Origin of the sequence: Moorella sp. E308F, from assembly GCF_006538365.1 — a bacterium.
In the GTDB taxonomy this organism is placed as follows: domain Bacteria; phylum Bacillota; class DSM-521; order Neomoorellales; family Neomoorellaceae; genus Neomoorella.
On record NZ_BJKN01000003.1, the window covers coordinates 305,398 to 326,026 of the forward strand.

General features: G+C 47.7%; 24 protein-coding genes and 4 pseudogenes. 26 read left to right on the forward strand and 2 right to left on the reverse strand.

The window, feature by feature from the left end; translation table 11 throughout:
- The first annotated feature begins 9 nt into the window (after window positions 1-9).
- From E308F_RS14220 to E308F_RS14345, 26 genes and pseudogenes are all read left to right on the forward strand, one after another.
- Window positions 10-567 (forward strand): hypothetical protein, encoded by a 558-nt coding sequence (locus E308F_RS14220; RefSeq protein ID WP_141265563.1) that lies wholly within the window; start codon window positions 10-12, stop codon window positions 565-567.
- A 139-nt stretch (window positions 568-706) separates the two neighbouring features.
- A complete protein-coding gene (locus E308F_RS16970; RefSeq protein WP_373995964.1) occupies window positions 707-769 on the forward strand; it encodes a hypothetical protein in 63 nt (20 codons plus the stop codon).
- A gap of 464 nt (window positions 770-1,233) precedes the next feature.
- The gene (locus tag E308F_RS14235; protein WP_141265564.1) at window positions 1,234-2,580 is read left to right on the forward strand and encodes a sugar transferase; all 1,347 of its coding nucleotides are present in this window, start codon (window positions 1,234-1,236) and stop codon (window positions 2,578-2,580) included.
- Window positions 2,581-2,757: 177 nt separating this feature from the next.
- Complete coding sequence (gene galE / locus E308F_RS14240; protein ID WP_141265565.1) at window positions 2,758-3,771, forward strand: UDP-glucose 4-epimerase GalE; 1,014 nt, start codon at window positions 2,758-2,760, stop codon at window positions 3,769-3,771.
- A gap of 327 nt (window positions 3,772-4,098) precedes the next feature.
- Window positions 4,099-4,620, forward strand: a complete 522-nt coding sequence (locus tag E308F_RS14245) for a hypothetical protein (RefSeq protein WP_141265566.1) — start codon at window positions 4,099-4,101, stop codon at window positions 4,618-4,620.
- A gap of 50 nt (window positions 4,621-4,670) precedes the next feature.
- Window positions 4,671-4,856 carry a hypothetical protein gene (locus E308F_RS15995; RefSeq protein WP_216364564.1) on the forward strand — a complete coding sequence of 62 codons (186 nt, stop codon included), beginning with the start codon at window positions 4,671-4,673 and terminating at the stop codon, window positions 4,854-4,856.
- Window positions 4,857-4,894: 38 nt separating this feature from the next.
- Window positions 4,895-5,392: a hypothetical protein gene (locus tag E308F_RS14250; RefSeq protein WP_172613971.1), complete on the forward strand. Its 498-nt coding sequence runs from the start codon at window positions 4,895-4,897 to the stop codon at window positions 5,390-5,392.
- Window positions 5,393-5,857: 465 nt separating this feature from the next.
- Window positions 5,858-6,370 (forward strand): NAD-dependent epimerase/dehydratase family protein, encoded by a 513-nt coding sequence (locus E308F_RS14255; protein ID WP_253260487.1) that lies wholly within the window; start codon window positions 5,858-5,860, stop codon window positions 6,368-6,370.
- A 222-nt stretch (window positions 6,371-6,592) separates the two neighbouring features.
- Complete coding sequence (locus tag E308F_RS14260) at window positions 6,593-6,793, forward strand: hypothetical protein (protein WP_161952788.1); 201 nt, start codon at window positions 6,593-6,595, stop codon at window positions 6,791-6,793.
- Entirely contained in the window at window positions 6,765-7,241 is a 477-nt protein-coding gene (locus E308F_RS14265) for a type II toxin-antitoxin system VapC family toxin (protein WP_141265567.1), read from the forward strand. The genes E308F_RS14260 and E308F_RS14265 overlap by 29 nt, the downstream gene beginning before the upstream one ends.
- Window positions 7,242-7,375: 134 nt before the next feature.
- The gene (locus tag E308F_RS14270; RefSeq protein WP_141265568.1) at window positions 7,376-7,801 is read left to right on the forward strand and encodes a GDP-mannose 4,6-dehydratase; all 426 of its coding nucleotides are present in this window, start codon (window positions 7,376-7,378) and stop codon (window positions 7,799-7,801) included.
- Window positions 7,802-7,863: 62 nt separating this feature from the next.
- Window positions 7,864-10,482, forward strand: coding sequence for a hypothetical protein (locus tag E308F_RS14275; RefSeq protein ID WP_141265569.1), 2,619 nt, complete (start codon window positions 7,864-7,866; stop codon window positions 10,480-10,482).
- 781 nt (window positions 10,483-11,263) lie between these two features.
- Entirely contained in the window at window positions 11,264-11,905 is a 642-nt protein-coding gene (locus E308F_RS16975; RefSeq protein WP_373995965.1) for an SIR2 family protein, read from the forward strand.
- Between the two features lie 299 nt (window positions 11,906-12,204).
- A complete protein-coding gene (locus E308F_RS14290) occupies window positions 12,205-12,648 on the forward strand; it encodes a hypothetical protein (protein WP_141265572.1) in 444 nt (147 codons plus the stop codon).
- Window positions 12,623-13,984 (forward strand): HD domain-containing protein, encoded by a 1,362-nt coding sequence (locus E308F_RS14295; RefSeq protein WP_141265573.1) that lies wholly within the window; start codon window positions 12,623-12,625, stop codon window positions 13,982-13,984. Before E308F_RS14290 ends, E308F_RS14295 begins: the two co-directional genes overlap by 26 nt.
- A gap of 62 nt (window positions 13,985-14,046) precedes the next feature.
- Window positions 14,047-14,208, forward strand: a pseudogene (locus E308F_RS14300) (polysaccharide biosynthesis protein); the annotation flags it as partial.
- Between the two features lie 29 nt (window positions 14,209-14,237).
- Complete coding sequence (locus E308F_RS14305; protein WP_141265575.1) at window positions 14,238-15,524, forward strand: GumC family protein; 1,287 nt, start codon at window positions 14,238-14,240, stop codon at window positions 15,522-15,524.
- A gap of 342 nt (window positions 15,525-15,866) precedes the next feature.
- Complete coding sequence (locus tag E308F_RS14310; protein ID WP_256369483.1) at window positions 15,867-16,091, forward strand: HD domain-containing protein; 225 nt, start codon at window positions 15,867-15,869, stop codon at window positions 16,089-16,091.
- Between the two features lie 111 nt (window positions 16,092-16,202).
- Window positions 16,203-16,406, forward strand: a complete 204-nt coding sequence (locus E308F_RS14315) for a hypothetical protein (RefSeq protein ID WP_141304195.1) — start codon at window positions 16,203-16,205, stop codon at window positions 16,404-16,406.
- Between the two features lie 185 nt (window positions 16,407-16,591).
- Complete coding sequence (locus E308F_RS14320; protein WP_062283222.1) at window positions 16,592-17,107, forward strand: hypothetical protein; 516 nt, start codon at window positions 16,592-16,594, stop codon at window positions 17,105-17,107.
- Complete coding sequence (locus tag E308F_RS14325) at window positions 17,097-17,330, forward strand: hypothetical protein (protein WP_106005760.1); 234 nt, start codon at window positions 17,097-17,099, stop codon at window positions 17,328-17,330. The genes E308F_RS14320 and E308F_RS14325 overlap by 11 nt, the downstream gene beginning before the upstream one ends.
- Entirely contained in the window at window positions 17,327-17,758 is a 432-nt protein-coding gene (locus E308F_RS14330; protein WP_141265578.1) for a protein-export chaperone SecB, read from the forward strand. The genes E308F_RS14325 and E308F_RS14330 overlap by 4 nt, the downstream gene beginning before the upstream one ends.
- 166 nt (window positions 17,759-17,924) lie before the next feature.
- Window positions 17,925-18,446 (forward strand): annotated as a pseudogene (locus E308F_RS14335) (polysaccharide biosynthesis protein); the annotation flags it as partial.
- 133 nt (window positions 18,447-18,579) lie between these two features.
- Window positions 18,580-18,819, forward strand: a pseudogene (locus E308F_RS16610) (YdcF family protein); the annotation flags it as partial.
- An 82-nt stretch (window positions 18,820-18,901) separates the two neighbouring features.
- Window positions 18,902-19,003: pseudogene (locus E308F_RS16980) on the forward strand (NAD-dependent epimerase/dehydratase family protein); the annotation flags it as partial.
- 371 nt (window positions 19,004-19,374) lie between these two features.
- Complete coding sequence (locus E308F_RS14345; RefSeq protein WP_141265581.1) at window positions 19,375-19,719, forward strand: hypothetical protein; 345 nt, start codon at window positions 19,375-19,377, stop codon at window positions 19,717-19,719.
- A gap of 78 nt (window positions 19,720-19,797) precedes the next feature.
- On the opposite strand, the gene E308F_RS14350 is transcribed toward E308F_RS14345, so the two are convergent.
- Both E308F_RS14350 and E308F_RS14355 read right to left on the reverse strand, forming a co-directional pair.
- The gene (locus tag E308F_RS14350) at window positions 19,798-20,157 is read right to left on the reverse strand and encodes a toxin-antitoxin system TumE family protein (protein WP_141265582.1); all 360 of its coding nucleotides are present in this window, start codon (window positions 20,155-20,157) and stop codon (window positions 19,798-19,800) included.
- Entirely contained in the window at window positions 20,157-20,474 is a 318-nt protein-coding gene (locus E308F_RS14355) for a hypothetical protein (protein WP_062283200.1), read from the reverse strand. The genes E308F_RS14350 and E308F_RS14355 overlap by 1 nt, the downstream gene beginning before the upstream one ends.
- Window positions 20,475-20,629 lie beyond the last annotated feature (155 nt).

A 20,629-nucleotide genomic window follows, 5' to 3' on the forward strand; every position in this document is an offset into this window, starting at 1 on the left:
GTGTATAAAGTGAAATTAAATATCCCCTGGCATCAATATGCTTTGATAGTGCTCCTGACGGAAAAAATGCAGGAAAACAGACAGCGGTTCGGCAAAACCGCCCTGCAAAAGTTAATTTACCTGCTGCAAACAGTATTTAAAGTGCCAGTTGGATATCAGTATAGCCTGTATATCCATGGTCCTTTTTGCAGTGAACTAATGGATGACCTGGACTATGTAAGCTATATTGGCGGCGTGTCCGTAACTATTGACCCCGGCTATAACGGTTATATTATTTCACCTTCTAATAAGGCGGCTTTGATAAAAGAAAAAGCAAATGATTTTCTATCTACTTATCAGCCGCAAATAGAAAATTTGTTATGGGAATTCGGCTCGATGCGCGTCAGAGATTTGGAGTTGCGTTCTACCATAATTTTTGTTGACCGGGATATTGTAAACAGTAACAGGGCGATGTCGAGAAACGATTTTATTCAGGAAATAAAAAGTATCAAACCGCATTTTTCTTATGAAGAAATCGAAGAAGCCATGGCTGAGCTGGAAAGCCGCGGTTATATTGAGAGGCGTTGAGCAGAAGGTTATTTTGGGAGATAATAAGTAAACCGTAAGGCTCTACTCCCTTAAAGTATGGAATAAAAGTAAAGGAAAATTAGGTGAGAACTGCTGTGCCTATCGCTTCGCTAAGATATCATCTAAAGGCCAGGTAACCATCCCGGCAAAAATACGCAAGTTTTTAGGCGTCGCACCGGGCTCACATCTTCGCTTTTTATAATAAGGAAGGTACCGTACAGATTGAAAAAGGTAGTCATGGCATAGCCGCCCTGAAAGGTAGCGTGCCGGTAGAGGGGGAACAGGATTTTTTGAAGGCACGTCACCAGGTCATGGAGGAGGTTGCCAGAGAAATTGCAAGTCGGTGGCCAGGAAAGCTCTCGAGTGGTATGTAGAAAAGAATGTTGATTGGACGGATACTTTCGTTGCTGCTAAAATGGCAGCGGAAAAAAACTGGAGATATATTCTTACGATCGTCATTTTGATAAGTTTCCGGAAATTAAAAGAATTGAGCCTTAATTATGCGGGGAAACCGGTGAAGATGATATGCGTTCGTTGTTTGCTAAACGCTTGATTAACTTTTTGGGGGCTTTTAAGTTTGGTTGGTAGAGGCAGGAATTTTTTCTTTTGGTGTAGAAATTTACCTTAAGGTGAGAAATAGACCCATGGGGGAGGGTCTTTAGCCTCTTGCGCTGGACAAAGTTAGTGAAGATCCTGGGGGATCTCTTCCTTATTAATTTTAGTTTTTATTTGGCTTTCTTGATCCGTTTTCACGGGCGGATTCCCCATGCCAACTGGCAGGCCTACTGGACGACGGCTATCTGGATCACCCTGGTGGCCTTTATTCTTTTTTACAGCTACGGACTTTATGTCGGCGGCCGCTACCAGTGGATAGAGATCTTTGCCGCCCTGGTGTGGGTAGTCGTCCTGACCACACTTTCCGGCATTGCCCTGTCATATATGTTGCAGAAATACGCCTTTCCCCGCTCTGTTTTCCTTTTGACGGCGCCGTTGCAGCTTCTGCTATTAAGCGTCTGGCGCTATGCCGTCTGGCGTTACAGCATTTGGCGGCAGGGGGTACTAACCCTGGTAGTTATTGGACCGTATGATGCAGCCGTCAGGCGGGCGCGCCAGCTTTATAGTGAAGGCGGGCGCCTATACCGGGTTCTGGGGCTGGTAGTTGAGCCTGGAGCCGGGGCCGCACGAATAGAGTTTCCGGTACTTGGTACATATGAAGAGCTGGCGAAAGCTCTGGATAACAGTAGGCCCAAGGCGGTTTTGTTTTGTGACGGGCTCCCTTTGGCGCTGCGGGAAAGGATGCTGCGGGAAATTACGACCCGCAATTTGGCCGTTTTTATTGTTCCTGATTTTTATGAAATACTCCTCTCGCAGGCAAGGATTGGGCAGCTTGACGGCATACCAATTTTAAGGGTAGACGGTTTTACTTCGGCACCTTCGGGCGCCTGGAAGCGAATTTTTGATATCGCCCTGTCATTATGCCTGGGTGTTATTGCCATACCTTTGATTCTACTGGCAGCTATAGCGATAAAATTAGAATCTCCGGGTGGGCCGGTATTTTACCGCCAGCAGCGGGTAGGTCAGGGCGGCAGGGTGTTCCAGCTGGCCAAACTGCGGACCATGGTGCCTGATGCTGAGAAGTTAACCGGGCCGGTGCTGGCTTCGGCTAAAGACCCCCGTATAACCCGGGTGGGCCGTATCTTAAGGGCTACCCGCATTGACGAGCTGCCCCAGCTCTGGAACGTTTTGAAGGGAGACATGAGCTTCATCGGCCCCAGGCCGGAGCGGCCGGTTTTTGTGGAGCAGTTCAGGAAAGAAGTGCCGGGCTACGACTGGCGCCACCGGTTGCCGGTGGGCATCACCGGCCTAGCCCAGGTTTTGGGGCGCTACAGCACCACCCCGGCGGACAAGCTCCGCTATGACCTGCTCTACGCTAAAACCCTTTCTCCTTTGAATGATGCCCAGATTCTTTTACATACTTTGAAAGTCATGTTGATGCGTGATAAGGCTTCATAAATTTGGTTCGACGCTGCGGGGCTTGATCGCTTCTTGGCCCTTGTTTCCCAGCCCGGCTGGCGGGCGGACATGGCCGGTGTGGAGGAGCTTTTGCACCTGGTGCTGGCGGGTTTTCGGCTCAAGAAGGAAAAGGAAATGATGCAGGTGGGATAAGACGGGATATAGGAGGTACATATCATGACCAAAGTATTGGTAACCGGCGGGGCGGGGTACATCGGCAGCCACGTGGTGAAGGCCCTAGGGGAGAGGGGTTACCAGGTGCTTACCTACGACAGCCTGGTCACCGGCCATCCCTGGGCGGTTTTATATGGTGAACTGGTGGTGGGCGACCTCCTGGACGCCGCCAAACTTGAGGCGGTAATACGGGAGTTTAAACCGGACGCCGTCATGCATTTTGCCGCCTTCATCGTGGTCCCAGAATCGGTTGCCCAGCCGTTAAAGTACTACATCAACAACGTCCAGGGGACTTTAAGCCTTTTGGATGCCATGAAAAAATGTGGGGTGGAGAAACTGATTTTTTCTTCCAGCGCCGCCGTCTACGGCATACCGGAGCAGATCCCGGTGCCGGAAGAGGCCGTTTTAAACCCCATCAACCCCTACGGTCAGAGCAAGGCCGTGGTGGAGAAGGTGCTGAAAGACCTGGCGGCCGCTGGAGATTTGAGTTACGTGTCCCTCCGGTATTTCAACGTCGCCGGGGCCGACCGGGAGGGTAGGATCGGCGAGGGCAAAGAAGACGCCACCCATCTCATCACCCTGGCCACCCGTACAGCGGCGGGCAAAAGGCCTTATTTAAGCGTCTTCGGCACGGACTACCCCACGCCGGACGGCACTTGCATCCGCGACTACATCCACGTGGAGGACCTGGCTGCGGCTCACGTCCTGGCCTTGGAGTATCTTTTGGACGGTGGGGGGAGCGATGTTTTTAACTGCGGCTACGGCCGGGGGTACTCGGTGCTGGAAGTGATTGAAGCGGCTAAAAAGGCGACAGGGGTGGACTTCCCGGTGCGGTACGAAGGCCGGCGGCCGGGTGACCCGCCGGTCCTGGTGGCCGACGCCGAGAAAATCCGTGAACGTCTCGGCTGGGTACCGGCTTACGATGACCTGGAGGGCATCATCTACTCCGCCTGGCAGTGGGAGCAGAAGAGGAATAGCGTCCTGGCTAGGCCCGCGATTATTTCACCCAGGCGGTAACCAGTGAGTAAGAGATCAGTGAGCAAAAAGATAGTCCTGGGATTAGGAGCATGTAGAAAGCGACCGTGTGAAGCCTGTAAAGAGAAAGATGCTTCATATCCAACCTTTTAGTGCGCTTAACCAGTAAAGGGCAAATGACTATTCCCCAAAGTATCAGAGCGTGCATCCTGAAGTGATACTGGTAAAATACCGGGCTTCGCGGAGCAATGCCGGGATATTGAAGACAAATCGCTGGTATAAGCTGCTGGCACGCCCGGGGCGCTGTAGGGTGGCACATTTGACGCCTGCGTAACGGCCGAACACTAGCGCTTTTTCATGGAGGATAATATGGCGCGTAAATTATCTAAATACCTGAAGGCAGATATTGAACGCGGTTTTATCCTGGCCTATTATGAAATGGTAAAAGGCTGTACGGTGAGCCTGGATATTCCCGGGGAAAATATTGTCCCGGTAGTGGCTTTTGCCCATAAACCTGGAGAAATTTACGGCATGGATTTTTCCAGTACATACCATTTTGCAGCAAAAGAGAAACTGCAAACAAGGTTACGCCGGGTGCAGAAAAAAGTTGCTGCTCTCCAGCGCTATGCAGAGTTTGCAGCATTGCAAATGGAAATGAAGTATCAGGTGGTCTACGAAATCTGGTGTTTCATGCCGCCCAACAAATTAGTGCTTGAAACAGTGAGTAAAGCCAGAGAAGAGGGAATGCCGGTAGAGCTGGTATCTGTACAAGAGGTACATGCCCGCTTAAAGCAGGTAACCCTTCTCGAACCCATGGACAAGGACATTATTTACGAGAATGCTTTCCTGTGGGCGGCAAGTCTTTTCCGTAATGCCGGCGCCTGGAAATAGCCGGATAGCCTATTAGGAAAAGAAGCAACTATAATAATCGCAGGGATAGGGTGGGTATGATTATACCGGATTTAGTAGAACTAATCGTTTTGGCGGCAGGAAAGACAAATCTGCGCTGCCTCCGGTTGCCGGAACGAAAGATTATTACCTTACGGCCGGTCGGAGGCGTCAGGGATGAAACGGAGGGAGAAATCCTCAGGGTCATCCCCAAACTTCGTCTTTACCTGAGTGGGTAATTGCTGTTCTGAAAGCAGGTCCCCGTGAGGTATTTGAAATGGAGCAAATTATCCCAGGGGCGAACCCTGAGGAAATGGAGGACCCAATATCCCTGGCGGTTGAATATGCTCATCAGGGCAATATTGATAAAACGTGGGAAATTTTGCAGTGGTGCCTGACCAAAGATCTGCGTTGCATTGATGCCTTCGTCCACCTGGGCACATATACGTTTGGAGATGGGCGCAGCGCCTGGCATGCAAAAAGAGCGATGCAACGTTACCTCGCAGGGGTTAAAGTTGGCGAGCAGGCCCTGCCGCCAGGCTTTAACGGACTGCTTCCGTGGAGCTGGATAAATAATCGCCCTTTTCTGCGCGCCCTGCACGGGCTAGGCCTCTGCCAGTGGCGCCTGGGCCAGTTTGATGCCGCCCGCAATACATTCTGGCGCATTTTAATGTTTGATCCCATGGATGCCCTGGGATGCCGGTTTATTCTCCCGGATGTAGAAAAGGGTCACGATTACCTTGCAACTGTAGCGGATGAAAATTGGCCTTGTTAGAGGTGATTACGCCGGCTTGATCATCCAGTGTTATATCCATTGGTTACTCATATAATCTGCGGGGATTTAAAGAATAACTTAAAGACCGGCCCGGTTAAAGCCGGCCGGTCTTGGGAAGCGAGGGTCAATGTTTAATGGCAAGTCCCGGAAAAAGGTGGTTAGCAGTTCCTTGAACAGGCGGTCGTGATCAACGGGCATTGGCGGTTTCTCCTGTTTTTCTTTATTTTACCTGAAGAGGGTCAGGCTGAGGAAGGGTTAGTTATTTTTAATATTTTGCTAAAGGACCGGTCGCGGAGCTGCAGTCCCATCCAGTTCCCCCGGCAAATCTGCAGATGTTATTTTTGTCCTCTCGGGCGAACAGGGCGGGCGGGTGGCGACCGGGATAAAGCTCTACCAGGAAGGCCTGGCTCTAAGGCTTCTGATGCCGGCGGCCCCGTAAAATGGAACGTAACAGCGGCTGACATCATGGCCGACCAGGCAAAATTCCTGGGGGTACCGGAAAAGGATATCGTCCTTGAAAAGTGGGCTATCAGCACCTATGAGAACTCCTTTTACAGCCTTATGGCTCCAGGACCGGGGAATAGAAGTGGTGGGCCTGGATATCCTTATGTTATTTCAATGCCGCCGGGGTGTCGCCGGCAGGGGATATTGGGGAGGGCGGTGCGGGACTACATCCACGTCGACGACCTGGCGGCAGCCCACGTCCTGGCCCTGGCGGCCCTGGAGCAGGGCAGCCCCACGGCGGCCTATAATCTGGGCAGCGGTCGGGGCTATTCGGTTTTTGAGGTAATCCGGGCGGCGGAAAAAGTGACGGGGCAGAAAGTACCTTACCGTGTCGGTCCCCGGCGACCCGGCGGTGCTGGTAGCCTCGGCAGAAAAAGCCATGGCGGAGTTAGGCTGGCGGCCGGGATATACAGAACTGGAGGACATCATTGCTACTGCCTGGCATTGGCACCGCCGCAGGCCGCGGGGATTTAACGGTTGAGTTATACCAGGGTCATAGGGGAGCAAATGCGGCAGGATGGTGGGGTATTTAAACGAAGAAGAAACAGATACCAGATTGAGTTGGAGACGTTTTTGGGGTATAATCTTACAGAATATAATTGATATTAATCTCGAGCCTTAGGAGTGATGGCATTGCTACAGGTTAAGAGAAGAGTAGAGCCAGGCGGAAGAATTACCATCGGAGAAGTATTGAAAATGGCCAAAATTAAACCTGGTGATTGGGTAGAGATTATCCCGGGTACGAACAAGATAACCATTAAGCTGACTAAACGTAGTAAATCAAAAGGTGCTGTCCTGGCGGCTGCGGGTATCTTAAAGGACCATCCTGAATTGGTTGAGGAGATGTTACGCATCAGGGAGGATGAAGATGATCGATCAGGTGTCGTACCCGAATAAATATGTGGTCGATACTAACATAATTATTTATACACTGGCAGGAGTAAAAGCAGCAGTTTGGGCAATGAAGAAACTAGAAGACGACGATATAGAAGTCTATTATTCAACAATAGTCGAGGCAGAGCTGTTTTCATTCCATGAACTAACTCTTGAACAAAAATCAAAGATAAGAGGTATTTTGGATATAGGAGAAATAGTGGATGTTGATTCTAAGGTCGCTCTTAAAGCCGCCGAATTACGCGCCCTTAGTAAAAAGGATTATAATCGTAAGCTAAAATTACCAGATGCCATCGTTGCAGCTACAGCCTTATTATTATCGGCTGTTTTAGTCACACGGAATGTTGAAGATTTCAAACATCTTCGCAGGCATGGTCTACATTTATACAATCCTTTTGAACATGAGGAAGATAATAGTCAACGGTTTGTTAGTGAATTGGAACAAAACTGAAATCAAGCCTGTCTAACAGGCGCACCTCATCACCCTCTGCACCAGGGCGGCGGGCAGGCGGCGTTATTTGAGGGTATGTGATTCATTATGGAATTTAGTCCTGGAGAAGGCCCTGGCCTTCTACAGCCGCGCCTATGACTTCCGCGCTATATCACTGCGTTATTTCAACGCCGCTGGGGCGTCATCAGCAGGGGATATTGGGCACGGCGGTGCGGGACTACATCCACGTCGATGACCTGGCGGCAGCCCACGTCCTGGCCCTGGAAGCCCTGGAGCAGTGCGGCCCCACGGCGGCCTATAATCTGGGCAGCGGCCGGGGCTATTCGGTTCTGGAGGTAATAAAAGCGGCAGAAAAGGTGACAGGGCAGAAAGTACCTTACCGTTTCAGTCCCCGGCGGCCCGGTGACCCGGCGGTGCTGGTAGCCTCGGCAGAAAAAGCCATGGCGGAGTTAGGCTGGCGGCCGCGGTATACTAGTTTAGAGGAAATTATTGCCACTGACTGGATGTGGTACAGCAACAACCCCGATGGGTTTTCTGCCAGCTGTAGCCAGATGTCGTAAAGGTTTTGCGATACGGGCTATAATTACAAAATAAATTGATGTTATTTCAGGAGGCTAACAAGGTGAAATCGGTAATGGAGCCAATTTATAACTTCTTCTTGGAGCCGTTTATTCCGTGCTTGCCTATAGTAGCAACAGATGGTACGGGTGACGAACTCTCCTCTCTGAGAGAGGTTAATGATAAATCTTTGTCACAAATTATCGGTCACGCTGTCAAGCTCCATAGGCTCTATGGAGTTGAAGATGCCTACTATGCTCTTTACAACCCTAATTGGAAATTTGTAGATATTCCTCCTAAGACCTTGATGCAATATTACTATTTCCTAACGGTTATTAACATAGAAAGATACGACCTGGAAGAAATGAGAAAGTACCTGGATAAATTAAGTGATTATTTAAAGGGTATGGAAAAATTGGAGGATGAATGGCACCGGCGCATCCATTTGCTAAAGGCTATGGCGGCAACTCTGCGAAAAGCTGAAGGGTGGGCGGAGCAGGTATTGCCGTTGTTTGAAGGAGAGCTCCATTCGGAACCCTGGTTCAATTTCGCCCTTTATTTCGGATGTATGGCCAGGGAACAGGAGCTTTATGACGAAGCTGATACGCTTTTAAAAAAGGCGTTATCCCTTGCGCCAACTGAACTTGAAAGGGCCATTGTCTGGTGTAACCTGGGAGCCCTGTCCTTTGCCCGGGATGACTGGCAAACCGCACTTAAACATTATAAGGCTGCTGACGCCATTTTAGACGAGCTGGTGGAAAATATTCCGGATAGTGAGTTGGGCCTTTATCGCCAGGAAGTCAAGAGAAATATACTGGTTGTTCAAAACCTACTTTTAATGAGTAGAGATGAATTCCAAATAACGGGAAGGCTGCCACGATTAGCGGAAGGGGAAATGGCCCTGGCCAATAAATGGGAAGATATTGCCCTAGGTTATGTAAGGAATGAGGTATATGAGGAGAACCTTGCAACGCGCAATTCTATCCGGTTTTCCAACAATCTTTATGAGGCTATTCGTTACTTCAATCGTAGCGAGGCTGCCAATGCGCTGCTGGGCAATGTTTTAGCGAATAGAACGCTCTTTGACCGTGAGGTCAAAGCATTTATCAACGCAGGTTACGTAACCAATGATCGCAGGTTACTCCAGATTGCTCTTCAACAGGCCGTGGAAATTAATGAAACAAAGGCTATCAAGGGGCTAATTGGTGACACTATACCCTTTACAACATTAAGAGAGTTAGAAGAGTTTTGTCAATGGATTTTTAAACCCGTGAAAGGACGCAGGGCAAAGATTGGCCGGGTTAATTGCCTTGCTATGCTGGTTGATTACCTGCCGGATGGCTATATTTTACAAACTTTGAGCCTTGCTTTAGAAGCTTTATCCGGTCAGTTTTCCTTCACTAGAGAACTGGACTTCAAGAGGCCAGGTATAAAGCTCCTCGGGGGATTGCTTCACCGACTGCCAGCTGAAAAACAAGAAGAAATGATTAAAAGATTGTGGGAGGAATTTGAAAAACAGCAAAACTACCTTATACGAAGTGAAATTGTCGAACAACTGCAGGTCTACAAGCAGTGGCACCAAATATCTTCGTCTTATCGTGATGAACTCGCCGTAAAAATGCTTGAATACCTGCAAGGCAAAGCAGGAGGCAAAGACCTCTGGTCTTCCCAGTTATTTTATGCCCTTGTTAGCCTCTCCCAATATCTTTCAGAAGACATGCAAAAAAAGGTTGCTGCTTATGTTATTGAAGAAGCCAGACAGAGAAACTCTGATGCCATCGCTGTGCTCCACAATGAATGGTTGTTGCCCTTTGTCCCGGATGATTTGTGGGTTGATACTGCTAATCATCTGGTAGAACTTATGCGGAAAGAAGTCGCCGAAGAAAGTGACCGGCACCGCAGCTGGGGAGGGCGTGTTTGGGGGGCTCTTTTAGGGATTTACCTTCCCTACCTTAAGAACGACATACAGGCCGAGGCCTTGCGGGCACTGTTTAACTACATCGATGCCGACAACCTGCTTTCCTACAACCGGGCCCTAGCTTTGCATAACTTGAGCATTTTCTTAAGTGAAAACATGGACGTTGCGGTCGAGTATACAGAGTCAATAAAAAAGATATGTCACAACTGCCTGGAGGCCCCACGCAAGGAAAAAGAAAGGGGTTTTTGGTATGACCTTGAAGATACTGATGTATTGGCTGCCAAGGCTGCATGGTTGTTAGTAACGTTGGATCATGAAGATACCCGGCAAGTTGTTCATGCGATAATGCGTCGATCTCTGGCAGCCGAATCTGATGGATTGCGGGAATGCTTACTGTTTTTGGGTAGGTACGCCCACAATTTTCAAGTGGATGATGGACTTTTAGGTGAAATTTTGGGCAGATTCCTTGGAGAACTGAAAAACCCGGACGAGCGCATTCGAGGGGCTGTGGCGTATTATCTGCCCATTGTAGCTTGCAAAAGCAAAACCGAAATGTACTGGCCATATATCTTGGAAATCGCCAGGAGATTCTCAAAGGACGAGTCACGGGCAGTACGCCTTAATCTGGTTCAGGCGATTGGGGAAACCATCTCTTCCTGGCCCTCCAAGTATAGATTAGAAGCCAGACCGATACTGAAGGATTTGAAAAACGATTTAAGTTTTAGAGTGAGGAGCGCGGCAAGGGTGTGGGATCGTGAACATTAGTCTTAATCGACAACAGCTTATCCCCTTGCCGATAGCTGATCTCAGGAGAAGGATTCCCGACCCTGTAATTAACATTGGCAGTACGATTTTGAAAGCCGATTTTCTGTTTCTGGAAAACGAATTACCGGATGTTTTCAATAATCCTATACCGGCGATTAAAAAAAGATTGCATGCAGGGGTTATTTTGGCCAAACAGGAGGTTCAGGATGAGAGCCTCATCTCAATGAGTTCAGACTTGCCGGCAAGAATACGTTTTATTCATGGTAACCGGTTAGTAACGTTAAACGACTGCCGGCTCTTTACACAGAATGCCGGAACTATTTATTTTCAATCTGACGACCAAAGATCCGAAGAACTAGAAGGAGATGCCCTAAAGCTTACAGCATATTATTTATCTAACGTAGTTTCCAGACGGTTTGAAAAAGTGGTCTTCGTCATTGGTGCCGGCGCTTCGGCGGAGCAGCTTCCGCTAGGACAAGATTTATTAACCGAACTCCTTAACGAGGGCAACTCTAGTGACGATCTGGTTCGTTTTTTAAAAACAGTTTTCAGGATCGACCCATCCTTACCGGCCTGCAGCAGACCAACGATTAATGAAGTATTGAACCTTATTGAGATCGCTTTAGAAAAAGATGAAGCCTTAACGCCAACCTATAAACCGGACTTATTAAGGGAATTAAAAAGAACAATCATAACTAGGTTGCTACAACTTTTTACTGATCTTACGACCCAAATAGATAGTAGAAATAGCTATGTGCAGCTGGTTAAAAACATGGTCAAGATGTTGACAACAGGTGCCTTGGAAGAGGTAGGTTTTATTACCCTTAACTATGATCCTTTTTTAGACCAGGCTTTGATAGAGGCAGTGGGGGAGGAAAATATAAACTATGGCATACAACTAGAACCTTGGGGAGGATGCGAACGAAGGGCGATAAACGTATCCCGGGAAAAGCTGCGTAAACCTATACAGTTGGTGAAATTTCATGGCTCCATGGATTGGATGTTCTGCCCCTATTGCCACAAAATATATCGAATTTCTACCGGGCGAGCTCTTTCCCAGGATATGCCACAATGCTCCAGTGATGGAACACCCCTTAGTTGGTTTCTTTACCCACCTATGCGTGAAAAATATTTCATGCCTGAAGCATGGTTGCACCTACATATGCAAGCTGAAGAACTGCTGCGCAAAGCGGACCGGGTCATCTTTATAGGGTATTCTCTCTCTGATGAGGATGCCTATTTTCGCTACAGGGTTAAACGAAGTCTTTACCGGGTTGAAAACCCCGTAGATATTGTTGTGGTAGACAAAACTCTAAAGGAAGAAAAACGCCCTACGAGCGTCGAGAAGAACTATTGGCATTTCTTTGGTCCAGTAGACTACCGGCCAGTAGGATTTCCAGCATTCTCACTTGCACCATTTTAGAAGACATCCTGGGCCGGGAGCCGGTCCGGGTCGACCTGGCGGCCATGGCCGGTTACCTGGCGGGGGAAGTGGTCCTGGTGACCGGAGCCGGCGGTTCCATCGGGTGCTGCGCCTGGTCCTGCCGGACTTCCGGCTGGAGAAGGGACAGGAACTGGTGCAAGTGGGGTAGACACCGATTTTCAATGGTATGCCTACGAAGTTGGGTTTTTCTTGGTACCCAAGGGAAATGTACGGTTTGGTATTTTTGGGCTAACCGGTTAAAATAGTGCTAAATAAAAAACCTTTACGGAGGGATAATTGTGGAGAGCGTAGTATCTGCAAAGAAAGGAGTAGTAATTGGTCCTACACCCATTGTTCTGGCATATTTTGCTGAGAAGAAAAGAGGTACCAGGAAAGAAGTAACGAGGGTTGTTTTCCAGGTCGCTAAGCGGTTGGAAGAGACAACAATTCATATAAATGCTGTATTTAGGGGAAATATATCCGGGACTGGTGATGCCATTGTTAGTGAAACAGTAGATGAGGAAATATGGTATTGGCTTTCTAATCATTTTTTACGTGAATGCCCGGACCCAGGCGAAAATGATATATGCTTTGAAGCAAGCAAACCCTTTGAGGAATATCGTTTGGATAGGATATCGCAAAATTTAAGGGAGATAGGATGGCCTTCTGAAAAAGAAAGGCAGATTTTTTTAAGAGTATTAAGGGAGGTTATTTCTCTTGAACCATGGCGGGAAAACCTCTAAAATAATCCGCGATGTAGTGCATGGGTATATATCTTTATGCGAAAATGATCTACATATAATTGATACACCACTTTTTCAACGTCTAAAGCGTATCCGGCAAACAGGTGCCTATTCTGTTTATCCTTCAGCTAATCATACCCGCTTTGAGCATTCGCTAGGCGTTATGCATTTAGGCATGAAAGTTTTGGAATCATTAGGTATTGATGCGGATGAAAGGATATCCAACACAGTACGATATGCCTGTCTATTACATGATATCGGGCATGCCCCTTTTTCTCATCTCGGGGAGGCTTTTTATTCAAAAGAAGAGCTTATTAACTGGCTTAACATTGGTCTTAATAATGTAGGGCTAACAAATACTATAATGGGTTCAATGGGATCTCCACATGAATTATGTAGTTGCGTAATAGTCTTGAATAAATTTGCCGACAGGTTATTAAGCTATGGCGTTGACCTTGATTTACTTTGTCGAATGATAACGGGGCAAAAGTATAATACATCGGATAAATTTACAGAAGATTGTCTCATAGATATTCTTAATTCTGATATTGATGTAGATAAGCTTGATTACGTTTTACGGGATGCTTTTATGTCCGGCGCTGAGCTAATAGCTATAGACGCTGAACGGCTTATTTCGGCATATACAATTCATAACGGAACATTGGCGTTCTCTGGTAAAGCCCTCAGTACTATAGGCAACCTTATATATGGAAGGAATGCACTTTATTTTTGGGTGTATAACCATCATATCACTGTTTATACTGATTTTCTTTTCCGGCGTCTTATTAAATACTTGATTAATACAGTACCTGAAGGGCGGGAAAAGTTATTTACCTATGAATCAATAGCGGAAAAGTTGGCAGATGACTATGATTTGATTACCTTTGTTCGTAAATATATGAGTATTGATGATTACGCCCGGGATCTATATAATCAACTATTTAACCGGGCTTTTTATAAATCGCTCTGGAAAACACCTTTTGAGTTCGAAGCAATAATAAAGGACCCTGCTCACCAGGATGCGTTCATCAGGCTTGTTGGCCAGTTTCGCAAAGAAGAAGACGGGTTAGAAGAACTTGAGCGAAGGATTATAGAAGCAAATAATGGCCTTACTAAGGGAGATTTCTATATTGCCGTTGCTGATTTTAAACCCTTTGTTCCTGTTGCTGGCAAGGCGGTTTATATTATGCTTGGTGATAAACGTAAGAGGTTCCAGGAGATCTTTCAGGAAAGTATCTATCAAAATCCTTTTCGTGAGATCCCTTACATTTTTGTAAAGAATGAACAAGTAAAAAATATTTTAGTAAACAGGTTAAATGAGGGGAGGTTGTTGTAAAAAGTGTGTCACCCCCTAGTTGACACTGGTTTTCACCAACTTTCCCTAGGTACCTCAAACCGGGAGGGGTCCTGGGCAGCCGGGGCAGCGTGGTACCCCTTTTTCAGCGCCAGATTGCCGCCAGCGGCCCGGTGACGGTGACCCACCCGGAGATGACCCGCTACTTTATGACCATTCCAGAGGCGGTGCAACTGGTCATCCAGGCCGGCGCCCTGGTCCGTGGCGAGAATAAAATAAAAGGAGCTGTTGCCTCATGGAAGAAGTATCCTTACGAGAACTTATAGAAATCTTAATAAGACGCAAGCGGGTTATAATATTTATTACAGTTGTGGCGCTCATTACCAGTGGCGTTCTGAGCTTCTTTGTTTTGCCTCCAGTATATGAAGCCACGGCTACCCTGCAGGTTGATCTTCCTGCGGTGCCCAAAACCCCGGAAGGGAACAGCCCGCTCGAAGCCCTGCTCCAATCGCTGGCTGTTGCCAGCCATCAGGCTTCCCTGGAAACGTACCGTTACCAGGTGACAAACCCAACTGTATTGGAACGTGTCCAGAAGAAGCTGGCCCTCGACCCTCAAGTCTATTCCCTTCAGGCATTGGCAAATATCATCAAGGTGGAAAATCCCAAGAATACGAATTTATTGGAAATACATGCAAATAACTCTGACGCCAGGTTGGCCAGGGATCTGGCCAACACTGTGGCCCAGGAATACATAGCTTTCATGCAGGACTTGCAGGCCCAGAGGCTAAACCAGGTGAGTTCCACCATTGAAGCCCAGCAAAACAAAGAAGAAGAAAAGCTGAATCAAGTCATGGAAGAATACCGGCAGTTTCTGGCTCAGCCGCGCAGCGTCAAGCAGCTCAATGCCGAGCTGGAAGCCAAAGTGCAGTTGTTGACGGAATTTAAAACAAATCTAAGAAAAACTCAGGTGGAGTTGGAAGGCACCCGTCGTGCTTTAGAAGCTGCCGAAACGAAACTGGCAGGAACGCCTGCTACCCTGAAGACTGTAAAGGTGGTGGGGGACGATCCATTATTGTTGAATATAACTGAAAGTAAAACCGGCCGTCCGTCTCAAGAAGTAGCCGGGCTTAAGCTGGAAGACGAAGAACCCAATCCAATTTATCTCTCTTTAGCGACACAGGCCAATACTTATAGGATGCAGGTAGCCCAGCTGCAGGAAAAAGTTACTTCTCTGCAGGAACAAATAAGAAGCACGGAAAAGGAGCTGCAGGCGCTGCAGGAAGAGCTCGCCGAAAAACAATTGATCGATGATAAGTACCAGGTCCAGATCAAAAATTTGCAGGAAAATTTCCGATCCTTACTGGTTCGCAGTGAAGAAGCGCGCGTTGCCGGTTCCCTGGATACTAGTGTCCAGACGCGTCTAATCGCCCCGGCCGTGGAGCCCTCGAGTCCCGTCAGGCCGAGAAAATTGTTGAATACGGCGGTGGCCACCTTGCTGGGACTAATGGTAGGAGTTTTGGCGGCCTTTTTCTTGGAAATGTGGAACGCGCCGGTGCCTGGAATTGAAAATATTAAGGGATAACCTACACATCTATGATTGGAAGGTGGTATGGCAGTTATACGAGTGCCAGTTCTCATTTTTTAGCCCAACCCGAGCCCATTGTCGCCGATTAAACATTCCGCAATCCGCCCATGGATTCAACACTCTAATAACGGGATAAGAGCCTAGATTTATTCGAAAAGATTTTTCTGTTATAATACAAACGTGATTCCTGGCAGCTTACGAAAATAGCCACTTCCTTTAGCCCCTGGTAGAATGAGGTGCGAAAGAGGTGGGCATCATGGCCAAAGTGACGGCGCCCTTTAAAAATGTGGCAGTCCAGTCCGGATCCCATTCTGTCTGATTTGTCGAAACGTATAAGGTGTGTTGGAAGAGGATGACTTGAGGAAACTTCGCATGGCTGCCCTTTTACATGATATTGGTCATTACCCCCTTTCACACGTAGGTGAAGCGGTTTTTATGCGCATTCAATTCGAGAAAGAGCAAGTTGTTCAAAAGAAAACACCCGATTTTGGAGAAAGTGCCTTGACCAGAGCAGGTGATAAAATCTTTGTTACAAATTATCGGTCACGCTGTCAAGCTTCATAGGCTCAAAGGTTATGGCTGCAACTCTGCAAAAAGCTGAAGGGTGGGCGGAGCAGGTACTGCCGTTGTTTGCAGGAGATCTCCATTCGGAACTGTGGTTCAGTTTTGCCCTTTATGCATCGAGAAGAACTATTAATATTTCTTTGGCCCAATAGACTACCGGCCAGTAGGATTTCAAGCATTCTCACTTGCACCATTTTAGAAGATATCCTGGGCCGGGAGCCGGTTCAAGTGGACCTGGCGGCCATGGCTGGTTACCTGGCGGGGGAAGTGATCCTGGTTACCGGCGCCGGCGGTTCCATCGGGTGCTGCGCCTGATCCTGCCGGGCTTTCGGGTAGAGAAAGGGCAGGAACTGGTGCAGGTGGGGTAGGGTGTTAATTGTCAGGCTCCCTTCCTGCCGCCTGGCAGGTTATGAAGTTTATAAACTCAAAATAGCAGGATTTCTACGGTTAAGCTAGAACCTATTTCCATTAGGTTATCTAACCTATATCGGGGGCATAATATGGTAAGGGTTTTTATAGGTTTTCATGGTACTAGTAAAGCAAGTGCTGATATGATATTATTGGATAAAAGATTTTTACCTTCAAATAGAGAAGATGAATGGTTGGGGAAGGGTATATACTTTTTTGAGGATGATCCTGACCAGGCTATTGATTGGTGTGTACGCGCCAGGAAATATAAAGAATGGGCTATCTTAAAAACTATTATTGAAGCCCAGGAGGTTCTTGATTTAACACGAAAACGGGAATGGGATATGTTTTTGTCGATAATAAAACAACTACAGGGCAAAATGAAGCAGACAAAGTATAAAGGAAAACGCCTTTTAAATGGTGTGGCTATAAATTTTATCTGCCAACAATTTCCTTATGAAGTGGTTAGAGCTGTTTTTCTTGTGCCCGGCCGGAGTTATCCGTACGACATTACTAATATTCCCCCGGTACAAATTCAAATATGCGTAAAAGAAGAACGGTGTATAAAATCTATTGAACAATGGAGGTGCAGTAACGGTGGATTTTAAAGAGGTAGTTGAGCAGATAAACCAATATCTTGCCCAGGTAACTATTGAACAATTTGAAAGGGATTTACAGAGGGCTGGTATTGAGCAATGTCCCGATATTGGGGAGGAAGCAGATAGTGAATGGCAACCAGAAAGGTTAATCGTTGAATATAGTATTCTTGAGGAACCATATAGCGACTTAACAAATGGTTATATTGCTATTGCAAATGGTGAGGCGGCATGATAGACAAGTCTATAGAGAGCAATTTGATTTTTCGGGGGTATAAAGTTTTACATTTATCTTATAAGTTGAATCAGAACTTTAAATCACAGAAGAATAAGTCTATACCGCTTGACTTCAAAGTACGGACTGAATCAACTGTTGATGAAACAAATAATGAGATTACCGTTGATTTATTTTGTAATATATTTGAAGAAAGCCCCGAAAAAGATAATCCATTTCACTTAGAAGTTAATTTACGGGGCTGGTTTAAAACTAACTCTACTGTTGAAAAGAATGAGTTGTATCGTTATGCAGAAATTAACGCGCCGGCTATTCTTTTTCCCTTCTTGAGAACAGTTGTTTCGAGTATTACTATGGCTGCAAATGTTCCACCAGTAATACTTCCATTAGTTAACATCAATCGTTTAAATGAGCTTCAAAAACAATAATAATCGCGCAATGGTCACTGAATTAAAATAGCACTTAGAAACAAGAAGTCGTTATGGAAGTTCGCCAGGCGAAAGGGAATAAATTTACTATCCTGCAGATTGAGAGAGCTTATTTACAAATGCAAGAGTGGGGCATGCTATCGCCGGAGGGAGAGGCGTAAAGCGCAACGTCCTAGGCAGCCGGGGCAGCGTGGTACCTTTATTCCAGCGCCAGATTGCCGCCGGCGGCCCGGTGACGGTGACCCACCCGGAGATGACCCGCTACTTTATGACCATCCCCGAGGCGGTGCAGCTGGTCATCCAGGCCGGCGCCCTGGTCCGGGGCGGGGAGATTTTTGTCCTGGATATGGGGGAGCCGGTGAAAATAGTGGACCTGGCACGGAGCATGATTATCCTGTCCGGCTACGAACCCGGGAAGGACATTGAAATCGTCTTTACCGGCGTCCGGCCGGGAGAGAAGCTCCATGAAGAGCTCCTGACGGCCGGGGAGGGGGTCAACGCCACTTCCCACGAGCGGATTTTCATCGCCCGGCCGGAGGAATTCGACGCCGCCAGGCTGGAGCACTTCCTGGCGCTGGTCTCCCAGCCCGGCTGGCGGGCCGACATGGCCGGGGTGGAAGAACTGCTGCGCCTGGTCCTGCCGGACTTCCGGGTAGAGAAGGGACAGGAACTGGTGCAGGTGGGTTAGGTTGTGTACCGTGTACCACAATATGAAAGCACTAAAACATAAAGGCCTGGGACTGTTAATTATTACCGCAGGTCTCTCTTTATTTTTGTTGACAACGAAAAGTTTCTGGTTACCATTTGTAGCCAGCTGGCTGATGGTAGGAGACAAAGATTTACAGCCTGCAGATGTGATTATTGTCCTCTCGGGTGAGCAGGGCGAGCGGGTGGCGACCGGCGTAAAGCTCTACCAGGAAGGCCTGGCTCCAAGGCTTCTGATGACCGGCGGCACCGTAGAATGGAACGTAGCAGCGGCTGACATCATGGCCGAACAGGCAAAATTCCTGGGGGTACCGGAAAAGGATATCATCCTGGAAAAGCGGGCTGCCAGCACCTATGAAAACGTCCTTTGTAGCCTTATGGCTCCAGGAGCAGTACATTATTTCAACGCCGCCGGGGCGTCGCCAGCAGGGGATATTGGGCACGGCGGTGCGGGACTACATCCACGTCGAGGACCTGGCGGCAGCCCACGTCCTGGCCCTGGAAGCCCATCATGGGGGAGCAGATGCGGCGGGATATGGTTGCCGGGCAAGGCGGCTGGGAAAAATAGGGCAGGTGCTTAAATATAGCTTTATGGTTGCTACGTTCATTAAACGGAGTGGGTACGGCGATGGTGCGGTGATGTTCGTCCTGAGCGGTTAAGTGCAATTTAATGCCGGAAATAAGTTCTGTTGTACCGGCAGCCAGCCGTGCATCCCGCTGCCTTACTTCTGTACCAAGTTTAATATTTTCTCGCGCTACGGGAAACTTTTTTCAGGGAGGGAATTTAAACTGGTAAGAAATCCTTTGCATCCTGATGGTAACGTATACCGGTAGCTGTATTCTCGGCAGCTTACGAAAATAGCCACTTCCTTTAGCCCCTGGTAGAATGAGGTGCGAAAGAGGTGGGCATCATGGCCAAAGTGACGGCGCCCCTGATGTCCCTGGATGCCAGCGGCGCCTTGGGGAAGGCCCTGGTTTTTGCCAAATGGAAGGGGATCAATTACGCCCGGCGCTATTTTGTGCCCATGAACCCCAATACTGAAAACCAGGAAAGGGTCCGCAGCTACTTCACTCAGGCGGTGACCAGCTGGCAGGGAGAGAGCCCTGAGACCAGGGCCATGTGGAACGCGGCCGTGCGCGGCCGGCCGCTGACGGGGATGAATTACTACCTGGCCCAGTATATCAAGTACCTATTCAGCCATAACGGCCAGGCCCCGGCCACACCCTTTTTACCTCCGGGCCAGCAGCAATCCTAAAAGATTAAGCTGTGGAAGCGGCAGGGCCGGAGGCTTTGCCGCTTCTCCCCACTGCAGCCTACCAGCCTCCCTTATGCTCTATTTGCCACAAAGATGATTATTAATCACAGCTAAAACATCGGCTAAAGTGTTTTCGTAAGAACAAAGTACTTCTTTTTTGTGCTTTGTATGTTTATGATGAGGAAACGTGGCTATTTCCCTGTGGTGTTCCTTGTTATCCCAGCCCATAATAACAGTATCTCCATTCAGCCAGTAGTAATTATAACGTTCCAGTTTATCGTCTTGCCAGCGATCATAAATTTCTAAAAAAGAGCCATCAATAAAATAAATCCTACCGGAGATAATGGTACGATTCCGGCGGGTTAGTGTAGTAAAATCTTCGATGGTTGCAATAATAGTTTTATGTTTGTCCAGTGCACCCGTATAATATTGCTTCATTATTGCTGGCCCTCTAATGCTGCTAAAAGCGTTTTAGCTTCCCTGATAATATCGAGCCACATTTCCCATTCGGTATCGTCTCTGTGGGTTTCGAAGTCTGTCATAGTAGGAACTACTTTTTTTTGGAATTCTTCATAGTTCATGTTATATTTTGCTTCTAGCCTTTTGATTTGTTCCTCGGCCTCTTTGATTTGATGTTTTAATTGGATGGTTTTCCTTTTAGCTGTAAGGTCAATGGCGTCCACGATTAAAGCTTCGCGTTCCCGAGGAGGTAGTTTTACCAACCACTCGGGTGCTCGTATTTCTATCCGTTCCACTGGTAACCACCTCAATTATTTAGGTATATTCAGTTTAAAGTAGCTTTATCATTAAGTCAAGTAAGGTCACGATTTAGATTAGCCACTTCCTTTAGCCCCTGGTAGAATGAGGGGCGAAAGAGGTGGGCATCATGGCCAAAGTGACGGCGCCCCTG

Excerpts from the sequence above, each read along its gene's own strand:
- galE (WP_141265565.1), top strand. The coding sequence starts at position 2,758 with ATGACCAAAGTATTGGTAACCGGCGGGGCGGGGTACATCGGCAGCCAC.
- E308F_RS14245 (WP_141265566.1), top strand. The coding sequence starts at position 4,099 with ATGGCGCGTAAATTATCTAAATACCTGAAGGCAGATATTGAACGCGGT.
- E308F_RS14250 (WP_172613971.1), top strand. The coding sequence starts at position 4,895 with ATGGAGCAAATTATCCCAGGGGCGAACCCTGAGGAAATGGAGGACCCA.
- E308F_RS14255 (WP_253260487.1), top strand. The coding sequence starts at position 5,858 with ATGGCCGACCAGGCAAAATTCCTGGGGGTACCGGAAAAGGATATCGTC.
- E308F_RS14260 (WP_161952788.1), top strand. The coding sequence starts at position 6,593 with ATGGCCAAAATTAAACCTGGTGATTGGGTAGAGATTATCCCGGGTACG.
- E308F_RS14265 (WP_141265567.1), top strand. The coding sequence starts at position 6,765 with ATGATCGATCAGGTGTCGTACCCGAATAAATATGTGGTCGATACTAAC.
- E308F_RS14270 (WP_141265568.1), top strand. The coding sequence starts at position 7,376 with ATGACTTCCGCGCTATATCACTGCGTTATTTCAACGCCGCTGGGGCGT.
- E308F_RS16975 (WP_373995965.1), top strand. The coding sequence starts at position 11,264 with ATGTTGACAACAGGTGCCTTGGAAGAGGTAGGTTTTATTACCCTTAAC.
- E308F_RS14305 (WP_141265575.1), top strand. The coding sequence starts at position 14,238 with ATGGAAGAAGTATCCTTACGAGAACTTATAGAAATCTTAATAAGACGC.
- E308F_RS14315 (WP_141304195.1), top strand. The coding sequence starts at position 16,203 with ATGCATCGAGAAGAACTATTAATATTTCTTTGGCCCAATAGACTACCG.
- E308F_RS14320 (WP_062283222.1), top strand. The coding sequence starts at position 16,592 with ATGGTAAGGGTTTTTATAGGTTTTCATGGTACTAGTAAAGCAAGTGCT.
- E308F_RS14330 (WP_141265578.1), top strand. The coding sequence starts at position 17,327 with ATGATAGACAAGTCTATAGAGAGCAATTTGATTTTTCGGGGGTATAAA.
- E308F_RS14345 (WP_141265581.1), top strand. The coding sequence starts at position 19,375 with ATGGCCAAAGTGACGGCGCCCCTGATGTCCCTGGATGCCAGCGGCGCC.
- E308F_RS14350 (WP_141265582.1), bottom strand. The coding sequence starts at position 20,157 with ATGAAGCAATATTATACGGGTGCACTGGACAAACATAAAACTATTATT.